At 66.3% G+C, this 21,039-nt stretch carries 17 protein-coding genes; 13 read left to right on the forward strand and 4 right to left on the reverse strand.

Features of this window, described 5'->3' with window-relative positions; genetic code table 11:
* Positions 1–41 precede the first annotated feature (41 nt).
* Positions 42–1,124, forward strand: coding sequence for a BMP family ABC transporter substrate-binding protein (locus P7D22_RS04265; protein ID WP_319932973.1), 1,083 nt, complete (start codon positions 42–44; stop codon positions 1,122–1,124).
* A 36-nt stretch (positions 1,125–1,160) separates the two neighbouring features.
* Here P7D22_RS04265 and P7D22_RS04270 read toward each other — a convergent pair whose 3' ends face one another.
* From P7D22_RS04270 to P7D22_RS04280, 3 genes are all read right to left on the reverse strand, one after another.
* Entirely contained in the window at positions 1,161–2,453 is a 1,293-nt protein-coding gene (locus P7D22_RS04270) for an O-antigen ligase family protein (protein ID WP_319932974.1), read from the reverse strand.
* 270 nt (positions 2,454–2,723) lie between these two features.
* The gene (locus P7D22_RS04275) at positions 2,724–4,235 is read right to left on the reverse strand and encodes a lipopolysaccharide biosynthesis protein (protein ID WP_319932975.1); all 1,512 of its coding nucleotides are present in this window, start codon (positions 4,233–4,235) and stop codon (positions 2,724–2,726) included.
* Positions 4,232–5,668 carry a hypothetical protein gene (locus P7D22_RS04280; RefSeq protein WP_319932976.1) on the reverse strand — a complete coding sequence of 479 codons (1,437 nt, stop codon included), beginning with the start codon at positions 5,666–5,668 and terminating at the stop codon, positions 4,232–4,234. Before P7D22_RS04280 ends, P7D22_RS04275 begins: the two co-directional genes overlap by 4 nt.
* Before the next feature lie 331 nt (positions 5,669–5,999).
* On the opposite strand from P7D22_RS04280, the gene P7D22_RS04285 reads away from it, so the two are divergent.
* On the forward strand, positions 6,000–7,256 hold the full coding sequence (locus P7D22_RS04285) for a polysaccharide biosynthesis/export family protein (RefSeq protein ID WP_319932977.1): 1,257 nt from the start codon (positions 6,000–6,002) through the stop codon (positions 7,254–7,256).
* Between the two features lie 95 nt (positions 7,257–7,351).
* A complete protein-coding gene (locus P7D22_RS04290) occupies positions 7,352–7,600 on the forward strand; it encodes a hypothetical protein (protein ID WP_319932978.1) in 249 nt (82 codons plus the stop codon).
* Positions 7,601–7,625: 25 nt separating this feature from the next.
* On the opposite strand, the gene P7D22_RS04295 is transcribed toward P7D22_RS04290, so the two are convergent.
* The gene (locus P7D22_RS04295; RefSeq protein WP_319933048.1) at positions 7,626–8,720 is read right to left on the reverse strand and encodes a glycosyltransferase; all 1,095 of its coding nucleotides are present in this window, start codon (positions 8,718–8,720) and stop codon (positions 7,626–7,628) included.
* A gap of 264 nt (positions 8,721–8,984) precedes the next feature.
* Here P7D22_RS04295 and P7D22_RS04300 point away from each other — a divergent pair, with 264 nt between their 5' ends.
* The 10 genes from P7D22_RS04300 (at position 8,985) to P7D22_RS04345 (ending at position 21,031) form a co-directional block, all read left to right on the forward strand.
* Positions 8,985–9,683, forward strand: coding sequence for a sugar transferase (locus P7D22_RS04300; RefSeq protein ID WP_319932979.1), 699 nt, complete (start codon positions 8,985–8,987; stop codon positions 9,681–9,683).
* Entirely contained in the window at positions 9,683–10,867 is a 1,185-nt protein-coding gene (locus P7D22_RS04305; RefSeq protein ID WP_319932980.1) for a glycosyltransferase family 4 protein, read from the forward strand. Before P7D22_RS04300 ends, P7D22_RS04305 begins: the two co-directional genes overlap by 1 nt.
* Positions 10,864–11,697 carry a glycoside hydrolase family 16 protein gene (locus P7D22_RS04310; protein WP_319932981.1) on the forward strand — a complete coding sequence of 278 codons (834 nt, stop codon included), beginning with the start codon at positions 10,864–10,866 and terminating at the stop codon, positions 11,695–11,697. Before P7D22_RS04305 ends, P7D22_RS04310 begins: the two co-directional genes overlap by 4 nt.
* The gene (locus P7D22_RS04315) at positions 11,684–12,610 is read left to right on the forward strand and encodes a glycosyltransferase family 2 protein (RefSeq protein ID WP_319932982.1); all 927 of its coding nucleotides are present in this window, start codon (positions 11,684–11,686) and stop codon (positions 12,608–12,610) included. The genes P7D22_RS04310 and P7D22_RS04315 overlap by 14 nt, the downstream gene beginning before the upstream one ends.
* Before the next feature lie 5 nt (positions 12,611–12,615).
* Entirely contained in the window at positions 12,616–14,283 is a 1,668-nt protein-coding gene (locus P7D22_RS04320) for a tyrosine-protein kinase domain-containing protein (protein WP_319932983.1), read from the forward strand.
* Between the two features lie 11 nt (positions 14,284–14,294).
* Positions 14,295–15,395 (forward strand): glycosyltransferase family 4 protein, encoded by a 1,101-nt coding sequence (locus tag P7D22_RS04325; RefSeq protein ID WP_319932984.1) that lies wholly within the window; start codon positions 14,295–14,297, stop codon positions 15,393–15,395.
* 421 nt (positions 15,396–15,816) lie between these two features.
* Entirely contained in the window at positions 15,817–17,379 is a 1,563-nt protein-coding gene (gene xrtD, locus P7D22_RS04330; RefSeq protein ID WP_319932985.1) for a VPLPA-CTERM-specific exosortase XrtD, read from the forward strand.
* 49 nt (positions 17,380–17,428) lie between these two features.
* Positions 17,429–18,739, forward strand: coding sequence for a hypothetical protein (locus P7D22_RS04335; protein WP_319932986.1), 1,311 nt, complete (start codon positions 17,429–17,431; stop codon positions 18,737–18,739).
* Between the two features lie 16 nt (positions 18,740–18,755).
* Positions 18,756–19,562 (forward strand): polysaccharide biosynthesis/export family protein, encoded by an 807-nt coding sequence (locus P7D22_RS04340; RefSeq protein WP_319932987.1) that lies wholly within the window; start codon positions 18,756–18,758, stop codon positions 19,560–19,562.
* 44 nt (positions 19,563–19,606) lie between these two features.
* Positions 19,607–21,031: a GumC family protein gene (locus tag P7D22_RS04345; protein WP_319932988.1), complete on the forward strand. Its 1,425-nt coding sequence runs from the start codon at positions 19,607–19,609 to the stop codon at positions 21,029–21,031.
* Positions 21,032–21,039 lie beyond the last annotated feature (8 nt).

Here is a 21,039-nt window from a genome sequence, read left to right on the forward strand (position 1 = left end):
CGGTCCGGGCGCCGCCCGCCCTTGCAATCGAAGGAGCCCCCATGGATTTCGTTCTCCCGCGTCGCCGGTTCCTGGCCGGGGCCGCCACCACGACGGCGGCGCTGGCCCTGGGCGGCCCCGCCGCCCGTGCGGCCGGCGGTCCAATCAAGGCCGCATGGGTTTATGTCGGCCCGGTGGGCGACTTCGGCTGGTCGTATCAGCACGACCAGGGCCGCAAGGCCGTGGAAAAGGAATTTGGCGACAAGGTGAAGACCTCCTTCGTCGAGAAGGTCGCCGAGGGACCGGATGCCGAGCGGGTGATCCGCCAGCTGGCGCAATCGAACGACATCGTCTTCACCACCTCGTTCGGCTTCATGAACCCGGCCGAGCGCGTGGCGAAGCAATTCCCGAAGGTGAAGTTCGAGCAGGCCACCGGCTACAAGACCGCCCCGAACTTCGCCGAATATAATTCCCGCTTCTATCAGGGCCGCGCCATCACGGGCGCCATCGCGGGCCACCTGTCCAAGAAGGGCGTCGCCGGCTATGTCGGTTCGGTGCCGATCCCCGAGGTGGTGATGGGCATCAACGCCTTCACGCTGGCGGCCCAGAAGGTGAACCCGAACTTCCAGACCAAGGTGATCTGGGTCAATGGTTGGTTCGATCCCGGCAAGGAGGCCGATGCGGCCAAGTCGCTGATCGACCAGGGCGCCGACTTCCTGTGCCAGCATACTGACAGCCCCGCCGTGGTGCAGACCGCCGAGGCCCGCGGCATCCCGGCCGTCGGCCAGGCCTCCAACATGCAGAGCTTTGGCCCGAAGGTGCAGGTCACCTCCATCATGGACAATTGGGCGCCCTATTACATCGAGCGCATCAAGGCCGTGATGGACGGCACCTGGAAAACCCAGAGCGTCTGGATGGGCCTGAAGGAAGGCTTGGTCGATATGGCGGCCTACGGGCCGATGGTCACCCCCGAGGTCGCGGCAGCGGCCGACAAGGTCAAGGCCGGCCTAATGGACGGCAGCTATCAGGCGTTCGCGGGCCCGATCAAGGACCAGAAGGGTGTCGAGAAGGTCTCGGCCGGCAAGTCCCTGACGGACGAGGAGCTGCTCAAGCTCGATTGGTACGTGCAGGGCGTCCAGGCCTGATCACGGTTGTTCGGCCCCCTCCGGGGCCGGACACGATCACGGACCGGGCTCCGCCACCACCGCGGCGGTGGAGCCTGCCGGGTGGTGGCGCAGCACCGTGAAGGCGCCCCAGCACACGGCCAGCGAGGCGAGCCACCAGGCATCCCAGGCCTGAACCCCGACGAGCCCCATCATGGTGGCGCTGATCAGGAAGGCCACGCGGGGCGCCAGATCGAGCGGCGGCAGGCGGCTCAGCCGTCCCATCATCCAGGCCAATCCCACCAGCACGCCGATGCCGCCCACGAGGCCGAAGTCGATCCATACCTGGAGCAGTTGGTTGTGCGGGTGGATGTCCCGGATGACGCCATCCCCCGGGCGTTCGGCTGACGTGTCGGCTGCGTCGCCGAGCCGGAAGCTCGCGTCGAAACCGTGCCCGATCCAACTGCGTTCCCACACGCGTTGCTCGAAGGTGGTCCAGATGGCGATGCGTTCTTTCGCGTGCTGGTCTTCGAGCAAGCGCTCGAGCCGCGGCGGCACCGCATAGGTCATCAGCGTGCCGGTCCAGGGCGCGGCCAGCAGGCAGAGCACGATCGCGGTGCCGAACACCCGTGTGGCGGCCAGGGGCGCGCGGCGACCCAAGCCATAGATGGCGAGGCCCAGCACCACGGCCACGATCGAGGCCGACGAATGCGAGATGCAGGCCCCGATCTCGGCGAAGATCGCGAGCAGCAACACCATGCGCCAGTGACGGCCCTGCGCCACCAGAGCGACGGCGGGCCAGAGCAGCAGCAGCGGCGGAATCGAGCTGCGCTTGAGGTCGAAGGCCAGCGCCCGTGCGCCCACCAGCCGGTGCAGCGGCATGTGGGTGCCGCCTTCCGAGGCGATCAACAGGGCCGAGACCACGATGCCGAGCGCGATCAGGCGCAGGTCGCCGCGGCGGGCCACCATCGGCCAGGCGGCCGCCAACCCCCAGCCGAACAGCAGTTCCGGCGCCGTTTCGCGCAGGCCCCGCAGCGTCATGGCGGGCGAAACGCTCCAGCCGAGCGACAGCGCCGACCAAACGAAGACGAGCAGCAGCAGCACGCCCGACCCCGTCAGCAGGGTGTCGCGGTAGCGCCGCAGCAGGGGGCGACCCTGGCCGGCCGCCAGGGCCGCCAGGTTGGCCAGAACGCTTCCCAGGGCCAGGGTCACGGGAGCGCTCTTGTTGGCGATGACCATCAGAACGGGAAGCAGGAAGCAAAGCGTGACGCTGGCGGCTAAAGCCAGTCCGCGCGCCACCCCCCTGGTGGGGGCCCGGTAAGGCAAAGGCCTGAGGGGCAGCGCAGCCTCGCTCAGCCTGGTTGTTGTCACCACGAAGTCCCTTATGCCGTTGCGGGCGGTGAGCGGCGCAGCATGGCTTTCGAGGCCGAGAACGGACGTTCCGGACCGCCATGTCTCGGCTCGGCCCCGTCCCTAGCATGCCGGGACCCGAATGCAATCGCGGGCTTGGATGGGGCCGTGGCGGTCGTGACAGCGCGTTGGGGCCCATGGCGCGACGAGGTCAGATCGTGCGCGGATCCCTTCGCCGAGCACTCGGGACGCTTGTCGTGGGGCGGTCGCCGGTGCAGGGCCGGCTTGCCGTCATCCCAGAATCAGTCGCGCCCATGGATCGGCCCGCCGGGCGATCGGCCATGGCAGCGCCGCGACGAGGCCGTGCAGCCGGGCCGTGTCGTCGGCCGTCAAGGCGCCGAACAGGCGCACCGCCGCCACATAGGTGATGGCGCCCGACGGGATGGCCACCGCCAGTCCGAGCACACCCGGGTGCAGCGCCAGGACGCCGCGTGCGACACCGCCGCACAACAGGGCGGCACCGAACAAGCGCAGCAAGGCCCCGACCGGGATCGCGAAGCCGAGCCGCGCCCACAAGAACCACGACGAGATCCCGACCGCGCAGGCCTGGGTGAGGGCCCGCGAGGCTGCCGCCCCCATGTCGCCGAAGGGTCGGATCAGCACCACGCCGCCGACCAGCGCCAGCGCGGCCCCGGCGAGGCTGGCGTAGAAGTCGGCATCGCTGCGCTCGAGCCCCCAGACGAGATTGGAGCCGACCGACGAGATGGCGGCCAGCGACGCCGCGCAAACCAGCACCTGCGCGGCCGGGATGGCTCCCGCGAAGGCTTGGCCATACAGCAGCGGCAACAGGCTGGGCAGAACGGCCGCGAGCCCGAAAGAGGCGGGGAACACCAGGAAGGCCAGCAGGCGCGTTCCGGTGGCGTAAAGGCGGAGCATGCTGTCGCGGTCGTGTTGCCCGTGCAGTTCGGCGAAGCGCGGCATCAGCGCCCAGGTGAGCATCAACGGTCCCTGTACGGCAAGGTTCGCCAAAGTCATGCCGGCGCTGAACAGCCCCACGGAGCCGAGCCCCCAGGCGAGTTGCAGGAACAGGATCTCGATGCGCGACCAGACCAGAAACCCGAGGATGTCCGAAGCCCAGCGGAACCGCGCATAGCGCCGCATGCGGCCGAGGACGGCGCGCTGGGGCGGACCGGTCGGACCCCACACCTCACGCAACACGACGAGCGGCACCCAACTGGCCAGCCAATAGGCCGCGACGGCCCCACGCGTGCCGAACAGCCCGGCGCCCACCAGCAGCGCCACGATCTGCAGCGTTGCCATGGTGGCGGTGGTGCGGGCCACGGCATCGAAGGCGTGCCGGCCCCGTAGAACGCTGCGGGCGAAATCGCCGAGCGCCTGCGTGGTGATGTTGGCCCCGATCAGGGCGCAGATGACGGGATCGCGAAACGGGGATGTCGCGTCGCCGACCTGGCCATGGATCAGCCAGGCCGCATAGCCGAGGCCGCCGAGAGCCGGCAGCACCGCCACGGCCGCGAAGGGCCTGAGCAGCCGGGCCGCCAGTTGTTGCGCCACGGCGTCGCCGTCGCGGGCCCCGACCTCGGGCAGATAGCGGGCCAGGGTGAAGGGCAGGCCGCCGTTCACCACCGTGGTGCCGAGCCAAACGGCCCAGACCGCAAAGGCGACGCTGCCGGCGGGCTCGACGCCGAGCAGGCGCGACACCACGAGGCCGGACAGGAAGTTGCCGAGCGTGGTGCTGAGGCCCGCCAGCGTGCCGAAGACGGAGTTGCGCAGGAACCGGCTCACGCCGCGCGCGTCTCGGCAGGCACCCGCCACGGCGAAGCGATCGCCACCCGGCGCGCGATCGCGGGCGTGGTCGCCAGCGCCGGCCTCACGCGGGCGCTGGCCAGGGCCGCGAAGATGAAGAACGGCAGGCCGAGGTCCACCATGGCGCCGGACACCGTGGCCCCGAGCAGCAACCCCAGGCAGGCCAAGCGGGCCGCATCGCGAATGGCCGCGACAGCCCCGCGATCCGGGGCCGCGGTGGTGAGCAGCAGCCTGACCAGGAAGCCCGAGAACAACAGGGTGCCCGGCACCCCGGTGTTGGCCAGCAGCGCCACCGGGAAGCTCGAGGCCCGCACGCTGCCGAGGCCGGCGCCGAAACCCGCCGTGTCGATGGCGTTCCGCAGCGCATCGATGTTCCATTGGGCGCGTTCGAGGCCCGACTGGCTGCCGGCCTTGTCGAACAACAACGCCGTCAGCGTGTCGGCGACGGCGTCGCGGGCCGCGGGCACCAGCAGCACGCCTGTCAGCAGCGCCGCCATCAGCACGGGCACCAGCAGCAGCACGGCCGCGCCTGTCAGGGTGATGCGCCGTTGTGTCGCCCGAAGGCCGAGGCGCGCCAGCAGGGCGGCCAACAGCAGCGGCGTCGCCACATAGGCGGTGCTGGACGTCGACAGGGTGAGCAGCAGCAGCGACATGAGCGCCAGTGGCGCGAAGAGCCTCGGCCGCACCCCGGCGAGCCACAGCTCGGCCGAGAACCCGAGGGCGCCGAGCGTCGCATAAGCAAAGGAGGCGGTTTCGGTGAAGGAGCCGACGATGCGCTTCAGGCCGGTGACGACCGTTTCGGTGTGGAGGTGGTAGTCGGCGTTACGGACGGGCCCGAACAGAAAGGCCGTGTTGGTCCAGTAGGTCGCCAGATCCAGCAGCGCGAAGCCGATGTTCAGGGCGCAGTAGCTCGTCAGGGCCCGGGCGAGCAGACGGTATCCCTGCGGCCGCCCGGCCAGGGCGGCGCAAAGCAGGAAGCAGACAAGATCCGCAATCCCGTAGATCGACTGCGTCAGGTTGCCGGAGGTGGGGCCGAGCGGCACCAGCATCAGCGACGGTCCATAATCGGTGCTGCCGATGGCATTGATGGCAGTGGCGCCCGCGAGAAGGCGCGGCAACAGGATGGCGCCGAGGGTGGTCGTGACCGTGAAGGCCACGAGCCAGAAGCCTTCGTTCGGAAACCGCAAGCTGGTTCTCAGCCCGTCGCGGTCGAGAGCACGCCATGCGGCCGGAACCGCGAAGCCCAGCATCAGATGGGCCGGCTGGATGGTGCCCGAGCCGCCCAGCAGCACGGCCGCAGCCGCGCCCAGCAGGGTGAGCGGCACAAAGGCTGCCAGTGCGAACCCGGACCCGAGCCGCAGCGCCAGCAGACCGAGCCCCAGCGTCACGATCCCGGCAGCCTCGATGCCCACCGCCAAACTCCCCGATACAACCTGTCCGTGTTTTCTCTTGAAGCCCTCACAAAAAAAGCCGAAGAGGTCAATCGGTAAGACGACCAGCTAATTTAATTCGACATCAGTCAGTGGGATGGCATCGCAATCCATGTCGAAGGTGTCGCTAATCTATTCGGCATGGCCGAACATCGATGGCGTTGCGCACGTGTGGCAGCGTTTATCCTGCCGCACAGGGCTCGCCGCCACACGATTGCGGCTGTGCGCTTCGCGCGCGGTCTGGCGTGAGGGCTGTGTTGCCGGTCGGCGATGGAGCGCCCGCAAAAGTCTGACGGCACTGACGGGAGCCTTCGTGGTCTTCGGCGTACTTGCCGCCGAGGCGGAGCCCGCCGCCTGCCGGCTCGGGCCGGAAGACCGGTTGCAGGTCAAGGTCTTCGATTGGCGCACGGGATCGGGCGAGGCCTACCAATGGCAGGCCCTGAATGGCGAGTTCACCGTGGGGGCGGACGGCGCCGTGTCGCTGCCGCTGCTGGGCGGCGTGCCGGCCCTTGATCTGACGCCGTCCGCGCTGGCCGAGGCGATCGGACAGCGCCTGCAGGCGCGCATCGGTCTGGCGCAGCGGCCCGAAGCCTCCGTCCAGGTGGTCAAATACCGCCCTTTCTATGTGGTGGGCAGCGTCGAGCGCCCCGGGGAATACGACTACAGGCCCGACCTGTCGGTGTTGCAGGCCGTCAGCATCGCGGGTGGCCTCGGTCGCAGCCGGATGGACGGCAACGCGCTCGGGTTCGAGCGTCAGGCCCTCGAAGGGCGCGGCGACCTGCGGGCCTTGTCGGCCGAGCGCACCGAACTGCTGATCCGGCAGGCCCGTCTCGACGCCGAGATCGCCGAACGCGACGTTTTCACGGTGCCCCCCGACCTGCAGGCCCGGCAGGGCGAGCCGGCGGTCGCGCGGGCGTTGCGCGAGGAACAGGCGCTGTTCGAAACGCGGCGGGAAGCGCTGCGGTCGCAGACCGAGACGCTGACCCAGTCGCGGGCCTTGCTGGAGCGGCAGATCGGCGCCCTTGCGGCCAAGGATGTTTCGCTGGCCCACCAGCTGAGCGTCACCCGGCAGGAGCTCGACCAGATCGCGGGGCTGGTGTCGTCGGGCCTTGCGGTGCTGCCCCGCAAGCTCGCCATCGAGGAGAACGCAGCGCAATATGAAAGCAGCCGCCTCGACGTGCAGCTCGCCACGCTGCGGGCCCAGCAGGATATTTCCAAGGCGATGCGCGACATGGCGGATATTCGCGCCAAGGAGCGCAACGACGCCTTGCTCGAAGCCTCGCAGGTGCGCGGCCGGCTCGGCGATGTCACGCAGAAGCTCGAGACCGTGCGCGGCCTCGTCTTTCAGGCGGAGGTGCATGGTCCCGCCGTGATGGCGGCGGCAGGCCCGGCCCGGCCCGTGCCGACCTATGCGGTGACCCGCAAGGTCGACGGCCACCCCACAACGCTCGATGTGGGGGAGGGCGACCTGGTGCTGCCGGGCGATGTGGTGCGGGTGGAGATGGCAGATCCCGCGCAGGGCGAGGGAGCTTCGCTGGTCGGGATCGCGCGACGGGCGGACGCCGATTGACGGGCCGCGGGCCGACCGTTGCGGCGCCATCTGAACCAAAGCTTAACCATCCCGTCGCAAACTGACTCTCCCGTGAATGGTGCAACGGCGGTGCTGTGTCGGCATTGATATTCGCAGCGTTCCTGGGCTTCGGCTTCTTCGCAGCCTCGTTGATTCCCCTCGCTTGGGTGCTGATCGTTGCGGCGGCGGCCGGGCTCTTGGCTTTGGCGATCGCGCTCGGAGAGGGGCGAGGTGTGTTCGGTGCCTTCGGGCTCGGAGCAGGCGGCTTCGCCCTGGCGCAGATCGGCTACGCGCTGGGCCTCGCCTGGGTGGCGAGGACACGTCGGGACCGCGTGCCCGACTGACCTCGGGCACACGGCGCGTGTTCTTTCACCCGTGGGCGGCGAGGCTGTCGGCCACGAAACGCTGCATGCCGGCCTGGAACACATCGGCTCCGAAGCGCTGTGCATGGGCGGCAATCGCCTGTGGATCGAAGTCTGTGCCTTCGAAGCGCGTCACGGCGTCGATGATCGCGTCGATGCTTTGCTGATCGAAGAACAGGCCGCTGAGACCGTCCACCACGGTTTCGGTGGCGCCGCCGCGTCGATACGCCAGCACGGGCCGCCCGCTCGCCATGGCTTCCACGGGAACGATGCCGAAATCCTCTTCGCCGGGAAACACGAGCGCCTTGCAGCCGGCGTAAAGCGAGCGCAGCACCGCGAAGCTCTGCGGCCCGAGAACCTGCACCGTAGGGCCCGCCAGGCTGCGCAACCGCCCCAGCATCTCGCCGCCGCCCGCCACCACCAGCGGCACCTTCATGCGGTTGAAGGCTTCGACCGCGAGGTCCGGGCGCTTGTAGGCGACGAGTTCGCCCGCCATCAGGAAGAAGTCGCCACGTTCGGCGTCCGGCACGGGGTGGAACGCCCGCGTGTCAACCGGGGGGTGGATCACCTCGGCGTCGCGCCGGTAATAAGTGCTGAGGCGTCGCGCCACGGTCTGCGAATTGGCTGCGAACCGGTGCACCCGGGTGGCCGACACGGCGTCCCAGGTGCGCAGGTAATGCGACACGGGCGGCATCAGCAGGCGCGTCAGCGGCCCGCTGCGATCCCGGTAGTCATGAAACATGTTCCAGATGTAGCGCATCGGCGAATGGCAATAACAAAGGTGCAGCGCCCCCGCCGGCGGGATGATGCCTTTGCTGGGGCCCGACTCGCTACTGAGGATGAGGTCATAGCCGCGCAGATCGAGCTGCTCGAGCGCCATGGGCATCAGCGGCAGATAGCGCTGGTAGCGCCGCGCCGCCTGCGGCAGACCTGCGATGAAGGATGTCTGCACCCGATGTGCGTTGATCCGCTCCGAGATCGCGCCGGGAACGTAGACGTGGGTGAAGATGTCGGCTTGCGGAAAGAGTTCGCAAAGCGCTTCGACCACCTTTTCGCCGCCTCGCATGCCGACGAGCCAATAATGAACGATGGCAACACGCAGATCCTTGCTCCAAGGCGCGGCCTGTGGCCGTAAGGCATTATCATTGCCTGGAGGACAGCTGCTGAAAGCAACGGAAGGCATCTAAATTCCTCTACGTAATCTGAAATTGCGCTTTTGTTTGCGTTATTGATTTATATTAACGCAAGACTTGCTTACGGTGCAGAGATCAGTAGGACTGACACCTAATTTAATTTGAAATGTTATTGAGCGTCTGGCTTATAGTAAGAGAATATTAACCTTCTCTTTAGACGTGGGTGGATAGGGATGTCTGATGTTTCCGGCACGCTGGAGACGGCTGCCGATCTTTCCCTGTGTGCCGTTCCGCAGATCAACGAGTCGGCGGCCCCCCAAGCCATCATCGACGGCAAACGTTGCTTCGACGCCCAGGCGGCCATGCTGGGCATTCTGATCCTGGCGCCCCTTCTGGTGACGATCGCTCTCATTCTCCTGGTGCTGCAAGGGCGGCCCGTGCTGATCCGGCACCGCCGCATCGGGCGGAACGGGGCCGTCTTTCCCTGCCTCAAGTTCCGCACGATGGTGCGCGACGCCGACACCGTGTTGCACCGGTTGCTGGCGAGCGACCCCGCTCTGCGGCAGGAATGGGACGAAAGCCGGAAACTTCGGCGCGATCCGCGCATCACGGCCTTCGGGCGGCTGCTGCGGGAATCCAGCATCGACGAGATCCCGCAGATCTTCAACGTCCTGCGCGGCCACATGAGCCTCGTCGGGCCGCGGCCCATCGTGGCCGACGAGGTGCCGCTCTACGGCCCCAAGATCACCCAGTATTACAAGGTACGCCCGGGCCTGACGGGCGCTTGGCAGGTGGGCGGCCGCAGCGATGTCAGCTTTGCCCGGAGGGTCGAACTCGACACCGCCTATGTGGTGTCGCGCAGCTTCCGCGCGGACCTCCGCATCCTGGTCAAAACGGTGCCGGTCGTCCTCGGTCGCAAGGGCAGCCGGTGATGACCGCTGTGGCGACACGCCCGCGCCCGGGCGGCGATCTGCGGCTGATGGGGGACGGCAACGCTTCGGGCCCGAAGGCCTCGCCGCGCGTGCGACCTGCCCGTCAGAATGGCGTCGTGCCGGCGAGCGCCATGACGGTGAACGGCCGTTTCTATGGCCAAGCCGTCACCGGCGTGCAGCGCTATGGCCGCGAGGTCGTCGATGCCCTCGATCCGCTGCTCGACGAGCGTGGGTTGCGCGCCGTGCTGGCGCTGCCGCGCCACACATCGGCGCCCGCGACGCTGCGGGCCTTCGAGGCCGAGCCTTCGCGCCACCTTGGCGGCCACGCCTGGGAACAATGGGCCTTGGCGGCCCGTGGCGCGCCATTGCTGAACCTTTGCAATACGGGGCCGGTGCTGGCGCGCCGTCAGGTGCTCTGCCTGCACGACATCAACGTGCTGCTGGAACCTGGCAGCTACCGGGCTGGCTTCCGGGTCTTCTATGGCCTGTTGCAGCCGCTGTTGGCACGCCGCGCCGCGGTGCTGACCAGTGTGTCCCGTTTCTCGGCCGACACGATCGCGGCGCGCTTCGGCCTTCCGCGCGACCGCGTCGTGGTGCTGCCGAACGGCCACGAGCATGCGCTGCGCTGGCGGCCCGACCCTGAGGTGCTGCGGCGATGGCCGGGCGAGCGACCCTTCGTGTTGTTGCTCGGCAGCCGGGCGCGGCACAAGAACGCTGGATTGTTGATGCGTCTGGCACCGGCGCTCGACGCGCGTGGGCTCGACCTCGTGGTGGCGGGCGGCTCGGCGCCCATCTTCGCGGCCGAACCGGACGGACCGGAGCCGCGCAACCTGCACCGCCTCGGCGCCGTGTCGGACGGCGCCCTCGCGACCCTGCTGTCGCGGGCCCTGTGCCTCGCCTTCCCGTCCTGGACCGAAGGCTTCGGGCTCCCCATTGTCGAAGCCATGGCGCTCGGATGCCCCGTGGTGGCGTCCAACAGGGCCAGCATGCCGGAGGTTTGCGGCACGGCGGCCCTGATGGCGCCGCCGGACGATCCCGCGGCATGGCTCGCGGCCCTCGGAGCCTTGCAGGATTCGGCCACGCTGCGGACGGAACTGAGCGGACGTGGTGCCGAACAGGTCCGCCGTTTTCGCTGGACCGAAACGGCGCGTGGCTATCTCGACCTGCTGGAGCGCTTGGCGTGACGCCTTTGCCGAGAAGCGTTCTCCTCATTCTGGCCGGCTTGTCATCCGTCCTCGGGGCGGCGCTCGCCCATGGCGAGACGCTCGACCTGTCGGAATACGCCCCGACCTTCACGGAAGAGTTCAAGACGCTGGATATTTCGGCCCGGGGTCCGAATACCCGCTGGATCGCCCACACCCCCTGGAACGGCGACTTCGGCGATGCCGCCTTTGCGGACCCCGGCCCGGGCGGGCCCTTCAGCCTGACGCCTGAGGGGTTGCGCATCGCCGCCGCTCGCACGGCCGACGGACGCTGGGTGTCGGGCCTCATCTGCTCGATGGACCGCGACGGCCCCGGGCAGCAGGGCTTCGCCCAACGCTACGGTTATTTCGAAATGACCGCCAAGCTGCCCGAAGGCTCCGGCACTTGGCCCGCCTTCTGGCTCGTCGGCACCGACAAGCGCCTCGCTTCGGCGGAAATCGACATCATCGAGTTTTATGGCGGCTTCCCGCAATATTACCACGCGGTCCAGCACATCTGGGTCGACGGCAAGGATCGCTACGGCCGCGACAAGCGTGTGGAGGTGCCGCCCCACCTGTTGTCCGATCGTTTCAACAGCTTCGGCGTCCGCATCACGCCCGACACCACCACGTTCTTCCTGAACCGGAACAGCGTGTGGTCGACCCCGACGGCCCCGGAATATCGGCAGCCCCTGTATGTGCTGGCCAATCTGGCGCTCGGTGGCGGCTGGCCGATGGCCGACCTGCAGCCGCCCGTGATCATGCAGATCGCCGCCATCCGGGTGTTCCAGTCCAAGGCCCTGCTGCCGGGAGCCGACCATGCCGGGCCTTGAGGCGCACCGGCCTGTCGCCCCGCCTCATCCCCGGTCGTTGCTGACGACGGCGAGGATCTGCGTCGTCTTCGCGACCCGTGGCCGGCCCGTGCTGCTGCAAGCCGCCGTGCAGGCCATGCGCCTGCAAACCCTGCGGCCGCGTTCCATCATCGTGTCCTGCACGGAGGCCGGGGATGCCGGCGCAGTCGCAAGCCCCGAGGTGACGCTGGTGATCGGTGCCCGCGGTCTCGCGGCGCAGCGCAACGCCGCCCTGCGTCAGGTGCCCTATGGCACCGACATCGTGGTGTTCTTCGACGACGATTTCCTGCCCCGGGCCGACTGGCTCGCGGCGGTGGCATCCTTGTTCGAGCGCGAGCCCACCATCGGCGCCATCACGGGCACGCTGGTGGCCGATGGCATCAAGGGGCCCGGATTGAGCCTGGCGGCGGCGCGACGCCTTCTCGCCGCGGCGCCTGCGAGACCCGACGAGCGGCTGCACGAATCTTACGTGCCCTACGGGTGCAACATGGCGTTTCGCGCCGCCGCAGCGGCAGGACGCCGCTTCGACGAGCGACTCGTCCTTTATGGTTGGCTCGAAGACCGTGATTTCGGGGCCGGGCTGGAGCGTAGCGGCTACCGCATCGTCAAGACCACGGCGGCGCTCGGTGTCCACCTCGGGGCCAAGCTCGGGCGAGTGTCGGGGCGGCGGCTCGGCTATTCGCAGGTCATCAACCCCCTCTACCTGTGCCGCAAAGGCACCATGCCGGCGTTGGCCATGCTGGATCATCTGGCCCGCAATGTCGCCCGCAACGCCCTCGGAGTCTTCCGGCCCGAGCCTTTCATCGACCGGCGCGGTCGCTTCCGCGGCAACCTGCGCGGCCTCGCCGACGCGCTGCGCGGCATCCTGGCGCCGGAGCGGGCTGCAGACCTATGAACCACATGCATCACCCGCGCGCCGCCATGGCGCCTGACGCGTTGACAACCGAGGCGATTTTCGGATCGGGGCCGCGCCGGCCGACCTTCGACGCCGATGTCGCGCTCGGCCAGGCAAGCGAGCTGATGGACGTGCTTCGCCGCGGCCGATGGATCGTGGCAGGCTGTGTCTGTGTCTCGCTTGCTTTGGCGATCGCCTATCTGGTTCGCACACCGCCGCAATATACGGCCTTCGCCCAGGTCATCCTCGAGCCGCGCCGCCTGACGCCGCAGGAGGCCGCAACCGGAAGCGCCGCAGGGCTCGACAGCGCGCAGGCTGAAAGCCAGATGCAGGTGGTCCGGTCGGAGCGCATCCTGTCGACGGTTTTCGAGACGCTGGATCTGGCCTCGTCGCCCGATTTCGCCGCCTCGGCGACGCCCGGCCTGCGACAGCGCGTCCTGGCCGTCGTTACGACGGCCCTGCCGCGCCTCGCACCGATGCTGGTGACGCCGGGGCAGGCGCGCCCGGACGCGGCGCGCCTGCAGGCCTTCGAGAGCTTTGTCGACCGGGTGTCGGTGCGTCGCGTCGGGCAATCCTATGTGCTCGAAATCTCCTGTCAGGCCGGCAGCGCGACGGAAGCCGCCCGGCTCACCAATGCGGTAACGGCCGCCTATGTGCACAGCCAGATCGAGCGCAAGCTGGCGGCAGCGCGGCGCGGCGCGGAATTTTTGGAAAATCGTGTCGCTTCGCTCGAAGCCGAGGAGGCGGTTGCAGCCGCAGCCATCCGGGAAGGTGTCATTCCAAGTGCGCCGCTTCCGGATTCCGAGTCGCGCGTCATCAGCGCCGCCCGGGCGCCGCTGGGCAAGTCGGCGCCTCGTACCATGCTGGTGCTTGTCTTCGCGCTTGCGGTCGGGCTGTTGCTGGGCGGCGGCATCCTGGCGGTGCGTCACAGCCTCGACCGGCGCATCCGGGGCGCCTCGCAGATCTGGCGGCACTTCGGCCTGCCGTGTCTGGCGGTGCTGCCGGCAGCGCGTCGCCGCGGCCAGCGCAGGTTGCCCTTCGACCTTGTCATCAGTGACGCCAAAGGCCCTTTCGCCCAGGCGCTCCGCACCGCCTATACGTCGATCGTCACCGGCAGCCCGCGCGACGGGCGCTTCCGCAGCCTCGGCGTCGCGTCCTGGCGGTCCGGCGAGGGCAAGAGCACCCTTGCTGGCAATTTGGCCCACTTCATCGCCGCTGCCGGAGAGCCGGTGCGTCTTGTTGATGCCGACCTGCAGGACCCCGCCTTGAGCCAGGAGCTGGCGCCGCAGGCCCAGGGTGGCCTTTGCGAAGCCCTGGCCGAGCACGTCGAGACCGATCGGGTTCCGGCGCAGCACCTTCGCCGGAATCTGCACTTCATCCCCGCCCGCAACCGCTACGAGCCTTATCGGCCCAACCTGTTCCTCGGCGCCCCGGCGATGGGGCAATTCCTGTCGCGGCTCCGGCAGCACGGCGATGTGGTGGTCGACCTGCCCGCGATGGAGCGCTCGCCGCATGCCCAGGCGGTCGCCGGCTTCCTGGATGGCGTGATCCTGGTGGCCGAGAGCGGGCGGACCACGTTCGACGAACTCGCCATGGCGATCCGGGTGCTGGACTCCGCACAGGCCACGATCCTCGGCATCGTGCTCAACAAGGGAACCAGCCGGCTCGGCTAGATCGGAACGTCGTGCGCATTCTGCAGCTCATCAAGCACTGCAACCTTTCGAACGGCCATGTGAATGTCGCGGTCGACCTCGCCTGCCTGCATGTTCAAGCCGGCCATGCCGTCACCTTCGCCAGCGCTGGCGGTGACTACGTCGACTTTCTCTCGGCACGCGGGGTGGAGCATCATATCGTCGTCACAGGTCGCTCACCCGTGGGCGCCGTGAGTGGCTTGGCGGCCTTGGTGGCGCTTTGCCGCAAGGCAAAGCCCGACGTCATCCACGCCCACATGATGTCGAGTGCCGTTCTGGGCTTTCTGGCGTCGCGGCTGCTCGGCATCCCGCTCGTCACGACCATGCACAATTCCTTCGACCGCCATTCGGTCCTGATGCGCCTTGGCGATGCCGTCGTGGCGGTCAGCGAGGCGGAGCGCCAGCTTCTGCTGTCGCGAGGCTATCCCGAGCGCAAATTAACGGCGATCCGTAACGGCACGCTGGCGTCGCCGCGCGAGGCCTTGGCCGATGACGCTCCGCTGCCGCCCTTCCGGACGCCCTGCATCGCCACCGTGTGCGGCCTGCACCCCCGCAAGGGCGTGCACCACCTCATCGCCGCCTTCGCGCAGATCGCCAGCCGGCACCCCGAATGGCACCTCAACATCATCGGCGTGGGCCCGAGCGGCGCCGAACTGAAAGCCCAGGTTGAGGCCGCCGGACTCGACAACCGGGTTCATTTCATCGGCGCCGTGCTGAATCCACACCCGTTGCTGCGACAGGCCGACATCTTCGCCCTCGCGTCACTGGCCGATCCCTCGGCGCTCGTCCTGGTGGAAGGGCGGGCTGCCGGCTGCGCCATGGTGGCGACCGCCGTGGGTGGCACCGCGGAGGCGCTCGCCTTCGGGACTGCCGGCCATCTTGTCGAAGCGGGACATCCCGAAGCCATGGCAGCGGTCTTCGACGCCTTGATGTCCGACCCCGAAAGGCTGGCTGACTGGCGCCGGAAGGCGTCAGCCGATCTCGAGACATTCGGAGCCGACACCACGGCCAACAAATACCTCGCGCTCTACCGGCGGTTGCAGCAGCACCATACCGGGGCATGCAGGACCCAGAGCGCCACACAGCACCTATGACGAATGCGACGCCATTTCGGCACCGCAGCCGTCTCGATACCCGGCGGATTGGCTCGGCACGCCAAAGCGTCGGCTTGATCGTTCGAGCTCGATCCTGGTTTGCGCGTGGTCCAGAAGCGGCAGTGCTGTTGCAAGAAAGCAGGTCGACGCCACAGAGTCTCGGCTTTCCCCAGGCGCGCTGCCGCCGCTGTTAGACAAGTGCCGTTGTGTAAAATATAACGCTTGCCGACGTAGCCTGGCGTGGTGGAGCCAGTAAGGGTGTTGGTGGATCACTGAGCGATGCTACGCCTAGCCTGGATGTTCATCAGGGGCGCCGTACGGGTCGCCTTAAATTCGGACGAGGTTTAATTTATCGCGCACGGTGGACAAAAGACTTCTTGAGTGTTGGGCGTATCCCTTTGTCGGCAAGCGTGATCAATCCATGAGCAATGCGACGCAGTCTCTCCCATCGCGGGCTGGACGCGGGTTTCGGGCCGCGCCCGCCCTTGCATTGCTTGCGCTTGGCTGCGTCATCACGGCGGTTCTGCCGGGCTTGCGCTTCATCAGCGACCTCTGGGGCCGGGAAGAATATTCCCATGTTTATCTGATCCTTCCCCTCGCGGTGCTGATCTTCCTTTACCGTTTTCCGCAGGCATCGCTGGGGGGCACGCGCTGGCCTGCGATCGTGCTGGCCGTGTTGTCGCTTGTTACCATGGCGATCGGGGATCTGTCGGGCCTCTACACCATCTCGGTCTACGGCGGCCTCGTCGGCATTGTGGCGCTCGTCTGGAGTGCGGTCGGTGCCCGGGGAATGTGGACGCTCGGTGGACCGACGCTCTATCTCGGCTTCATGATCCCGCTGCCGAAAGCTTTGTACCTCACGCTGTCCACCGAAATGCAGCATCTGTCATCGCAGATCGGCGTGGCCGGCATGACGGCACTCGGTTTGAACGTGTTCCTGGACGGCAACATCATCGACCTTGGCGGCGCCAAGCTCGAGGTGGCGGAGGCTTGCAATGGGCTGCGTTACCTGTTCCCCCTCGTCAGCTTCGGCTGCCTGATCGCTATGCTGTTGGAAGATGCGTGGTGGAAAAAGGTGGTGTTGATCGTGTCGACACTGCCGATCGCCGTGCTGATGAACGCCGGGCGCATCACCATGATCGGCATCCTGGTCGATCGGTACGGGATCGGCATGGCTGAGGGCACGCAGCACGAGGTGGAGGGCTTTCTGGTTTTCTTCCTCTGCATCCTGGTGCTGCTGGTTGAGGTCTGGCTTTTATTGAAGGTCGGGGCGCGCGGGCGCTTTCTGGCGTTGGACGTGCTGCTGCCCGACCGCGCGGCTTTGAGCGCAATCGGACGCTGGCCGATGTCATCTTCGTTTCTGGCAACCGGCCTGTTGCTGGTGCTTGGTGCCGTCAGTGTGACCGCCATGCCGCGCCGCGCCGAAGTGATCCCGCCCCGGCAATCCTTTTCATTATTCCCGATGCAAGTCGGATCATGGGTTGGTGCGCCCCAGGTGATGGGGTCGGAATTCCTCAGCATGCTCCAACTTACGGACTACGTGCTGGCCGATTATGCCCGCCCCGGGACGGATGTCCCGGTGAACTTCTACGCCGCCTATTACGAGTCCCAAAGGTTCGGCATCCAGTCACACAGCCCCCAGCAGTGCATTCCTGGCGGAGGCTGGAACATCGAGACGCAGTCCCTGATCCAGATTCAGGCTGAAGATGGCACTTCCATCCCGGTCAATCGTCTCCGCATCGAGCGTCAAGGCGTTCGCCAGATTGCTTATTTCTGGTTCGACGAGCGGGGTCGCTCCATGACCAATGATTTTCAGCTGCGCTATTATGCAATTCATGATGCGCTGCTGAATGGGCGCTCAGACGGTGCCCTTGTTCGCCTCGTGACGCCGATGGTGGACGGGGACGAAGCGGCGGCCGACACCCGGCTGCAGCAGTTTTTTCTCAACGTCAGTGGCGTCATTGGGAAATATGTTCCCAACTGAGTTCCCTCGGCTGAGGTGCCTGTGCGGCACATCGAACCGTAGCGGCCGCGTGCTGCGCATCGGCACGATCAGCCTTGGGCTCGGCCTGGGAACGGCTTTCGCGACCGAGGCGACTTTTGTGCCGCCGTCAGGCCAACAGGATTTCAGCGGTTTCGACGATGCGTCGACACCGGGTACCTGGAGCTATCTGGATCCGGGCTTTCTGGTCGACCACTTGCCGTTCAAGCTCACCATCGGGCAGTCGATCTCCTATAGTGACAATGTCGCAAACCTGCCGACCGGCGCCCGTTCGCTGGGGACGATCTCCAACCTGCCGTCGCGGGGCGACTTTTATTCTGACACGACCATCAGTGTCGCATCGCGCTTTCCCATGGGCGCGCAAACGTACTTCTTTAACGGCACCTATGCGCCGCGACGGTACTTCACCGATAGCGTCATCAATGCCGATAATTATTCCGTCAACGGCGGCGTCGACTTCAATGTCGCCAATCGCTGTTCCGGACGCCTTGTGGCCGGCGTCGACCGGCATCAAGCGCCTCTCGAGGAGACGGCAGGCTATGGCCTGCAGGAAGTGTTCTCGACCTCCTTCAACGAGACTGCGCGCTGCACCATCGCGGGGCATGTTGCGGCGCTGTTCAACTCCGGCGTCAGTCGTCTCGAGAATTCTGGTGGCGATGGAACCGGTGTGGTCTCCGCCATTAGCTCCAACAACTATAATCAGTATTTCACAGGTGGCGGCCTAGAATATGCCCTGACCTCCCTCGACACGCTGCGTGGGTTGGTCACCTATTCTCACCGGGATTTCACCGACCGACCCGCGGGCTTGGGTCTTGCGTCCTCGACGGACCAGGTCGATTATCAGTTCTTTTATGACCGCGTTATCTCGGCCAAGCTCGACGCCAGTGTGTCTGGCGGCTTAAGCTCTTTCTCGTTTCCTGGCTCGTCGAACACAACTTTGGAGCCGATTTATTCGATCCAGGCAAACTACCGGCCCACACCGAAGGTCATCGCTTCCGGTACCGTGTCGCGCTCCGCCGGTGCACCTCAGTCTGCCGTTTCAAATCTTCAGGTCAGTGACACCCAAAGCCTATCGCTGAGTTATATCTACTCACCAAAAATCACTGTCACGGGACTGTTAAGCCATACGAAATCTAACAATCCTGGCGGGACGTCCGCGATCGCCTCAACGCTATTTGCGAATACGGAAACCAATAATGCTTCGCTGATCCTCAACTATCGCGCGACGCCTCTGGTAACCGCTTCTGCAGCCTACAGCTATGTCAGCCGCACCGACACTTCCCGGTCGGGGGCCGATGCAGTATCAAACGTGTTCCGGGTCGGCTTGGTCTACACCCGGTGATGAGGTCGAGGCCAACATGAGCAAGCGGATCGGAATGGGTCTTGGACGCATCTGGATAGGCGCCATCGTCCTGTGCCTGGCGGCCTATACCTCCGCTTGGGCTGCCGGACATCGGCTGGTGCCGTCGGACACCGTACAGATCAAGGTGGTCAACCAGGGTGATCTCGACACCCAGGCGCGGGTCGAGCAGGACGGGACCATCACCTTTCCCTATGTGGGCCGCTTGCGGGTTTCCGGCATGACGGAAGACCAGGTTGCGAACATCATCAAGACAGCCCTCGAGCGGGCCGATGTGGTCAAGCAACCGCAGGTTCTCGTCTCACTCCTGAATTTTGGAGCGCAGGTTTCCGTATCGGGATCGGTTCAGACCCCGGGCCTGTTGTCTCTCGACCGGCCGACGACGCTGAGCCAGGTGATCGCCCGCGCCGGTGGTGTTCGGGAGACCGCTGGAAATGTCGTGACGGTGCGCCGGCCGAATGGGTCGGGTGAACAGGTTTCGCATTACGATCTGAAGGATATCGAGTCCGGCAAGCTGAACGGCAGTCGCATCGTCATCCAGAATGGTGACGAGGTGTATGTCGAGGCCGCGCCGGTCTATTTCCTTTATGGCTATGTGGCTCGGGCCGGGCAATATCCCTTGGCGCGTCATCTGAGCGTCCAGCAGGCCCTCGCGGCAGGCGGCGGCATCAGTGAGCTTGGATCGGAGTCCCGCATTAAAATTAGGCGGCGGGATGCGTCGGGTCACGTCGTCGAGTCCGATGCGTCGCTCGATGACGATATTCGACCAGATGACACACTCGTGGTCAACGAGCGCTTCTTCTAGGCGTGCCGGTGTCCTGATCGTATTGCCGTCGGAGGTCTTAGACTATGTCCGTTAATCAGATTCTTTCCATCCTTTGGCGTCGCCTCTGGCTCGTGCTGATTGGCCTCGTTGCGACGATCGTCGGCGCCACGGCCGTGCTGTTGGTGGTGCCGCCACGCTATGAGGCTCAGGCCACGGCCAGTGTGGATCTGGGGCGCGCCGACCCTGTGACGGGCGCCGAAACAAGCGCGATGTCGTCAAAGACGTTGATCGGCACCTTCTCGGCTTTGATTGAGAGTAACCGGATTGCCACCGATGTGGTGAAGCGATTGAACCTAGCGAGCGATCCCCAATTCGCCCAGCAATACCTGACTTCGGGCGTCAGCGGGCAACTTGGCATCAATGAGTGGATCGCTCAGTCACTGGCGAAGGGTGTCGATGCGAAGAACATCGATGGCACGAACATCATTGCGGTCACCTACAAGTCGTCGTCGCCGATCCAGGCCGCGTTGATTGCCAATACGTTTCTGGCGTCGTTCGAGGATGCTGTCGTCGACATGAAGGTCGCGTCGGCCCAGCAAACCTCGTCATGGCTTGAGCCGCAACTCGAGAAGCTACATGCCGATCTCGACGCCTCGCGGGCCAAACTCATCGCCTTCCAGAACCAGAACAAGCTGCTGGCTCCGGCCGCAGGCGGCACCGACAACGATGCGTCTCCGCTCGCTTCGACGGGCAGTGATCTGTCGAGCGCCAAGGCGCAGTTGTTGGCATTGCAAAGCCAGCTCTCGGTGATCGACTCGGGGCAGGGCGCTTCGACGCAGACGACCACCCTGCTGGACTCCCCTGTGCTGGCCAACCTGAAGGCGTCGCTGGCGTCCGTAAACTCTGATCTGGGTCGGGCCCGGGCTGATCTCGGGAGCAACAACCCGAAGGTGCAGGCTCTCTTGGCCTCCCAAAGATCGCTGCAGGATCAGATCGGTGTCGAGATCCCGAACATCCGACGGAATGCCGTCGCCAAGATCAAGGCGCTGCAGGATCAGATCGCAACCTTGGAGTCGAACTACTCGGATCAATATGGAAAGATGATCTCGGTCCAGGCCCAGCGCGACCAGCTTGCCTCCATGCAGCGGGACGTCTCGTTCCGCCAGGACCAGCTCGACACGTCGCAGAAGAGCGCCGCCTCCGCCAGGATGCAGGGGCAGTTGTCGTTCTCCAACGTGACGACACTCGACAATGCGACGCCTCCGGCCAAACCCACCTTCCCCAAAGTGCCGCTGATCCTGGCCTTGGCCATCGGCGCGGGTCTTGCGCTTGGCGTCATCTTTGCTCTGATCGCCGAAGCGCTTGATCGGCGGATCCGCGGCGTCGCGGATCTTCAGTTTGCGACCGACCTGCCGCTGCTTGGAACCATCGCGAAGACGAACACCAAAGGTGCCCGCAAGGACAAGGGCAAAGGCTTCACCCTGTCGATGCCTGCGGCGCCGCGTTGAGCCCGGCC

This window comes from Lichenihabitans sp. Uapishka_5, assembly GCF_033947565.1.
In the GTDB taxonomy this organism is placed as follows: domain Bacteria; phylum Pseudomonadota; class Alphaproteobacteria; order Rhizobiales; family Beijerinckiaceae; genus Lichenihabitans.

What these genes read in the sequence shown, in the direction of transcription:
- P7D22_RS04305 (WP_319932980.1), top strand. Translation starts at nt 9,683, where the DNA reads ATGACCGCTGTGGCGACACGCCCGCGCCCGGGCGGCGATCTGCGGCTG.
- P7D22_RS04345 (WP_319932988.1), top strand. Translation starts at nt 19,607, where the DNA reads ATGTCCGTTAATCAGATTCTTTCCATCCTTTGGCGTCGCCTCTGGCTC.
- P7D22_RS04320 (WP_319932983.1), top strand. Translation starts at nt 12,616, where the DNA reads ATGCATCACCCGCGCGCCGCCATGGCGCCTGACGCGTTGACAACCGAG.
- P7D22_RS04315 (WP_319932982.1), top strand. Translation starts at nt 11,684, where the DNA reads ATGCCGGGCCTTGAGGCGCACCGGCCTGTCGCCCCGCCTCATCCCCGG.
- P7D22_RS04340 (WP_319932987.1), top strand. Translation starts at nt 18,756, where the DNA reads ATGAGCAAGCGGATCGGAATGGGTCTTGGACGCATCTGGATAGGCGCC.
- xrtD (WP_319932985.1), top strand. Translation starts at nt 15,817, where the DNA reads ATGAGCAATGCGACGCAGTCTCTCCCATCGCGGGCTGGACGCGGGTTT.
- P7D22_RS04265 (WP_319932973.1), top strand. Translation starts at nt 42, where the DNA reads ATGGATTTCGTTCTCCCGCGTCGCCGGTTCCTGGCCGGGGCCGCCACC.
- P7D22_RS04300 (WP_319932979.1), top strand. Translation starts at nt 8,985, where the DNA reads ATGTCTGATGTTTCCGGCACGCTGGAGACGGCTGCCGATCTTTCCCTG.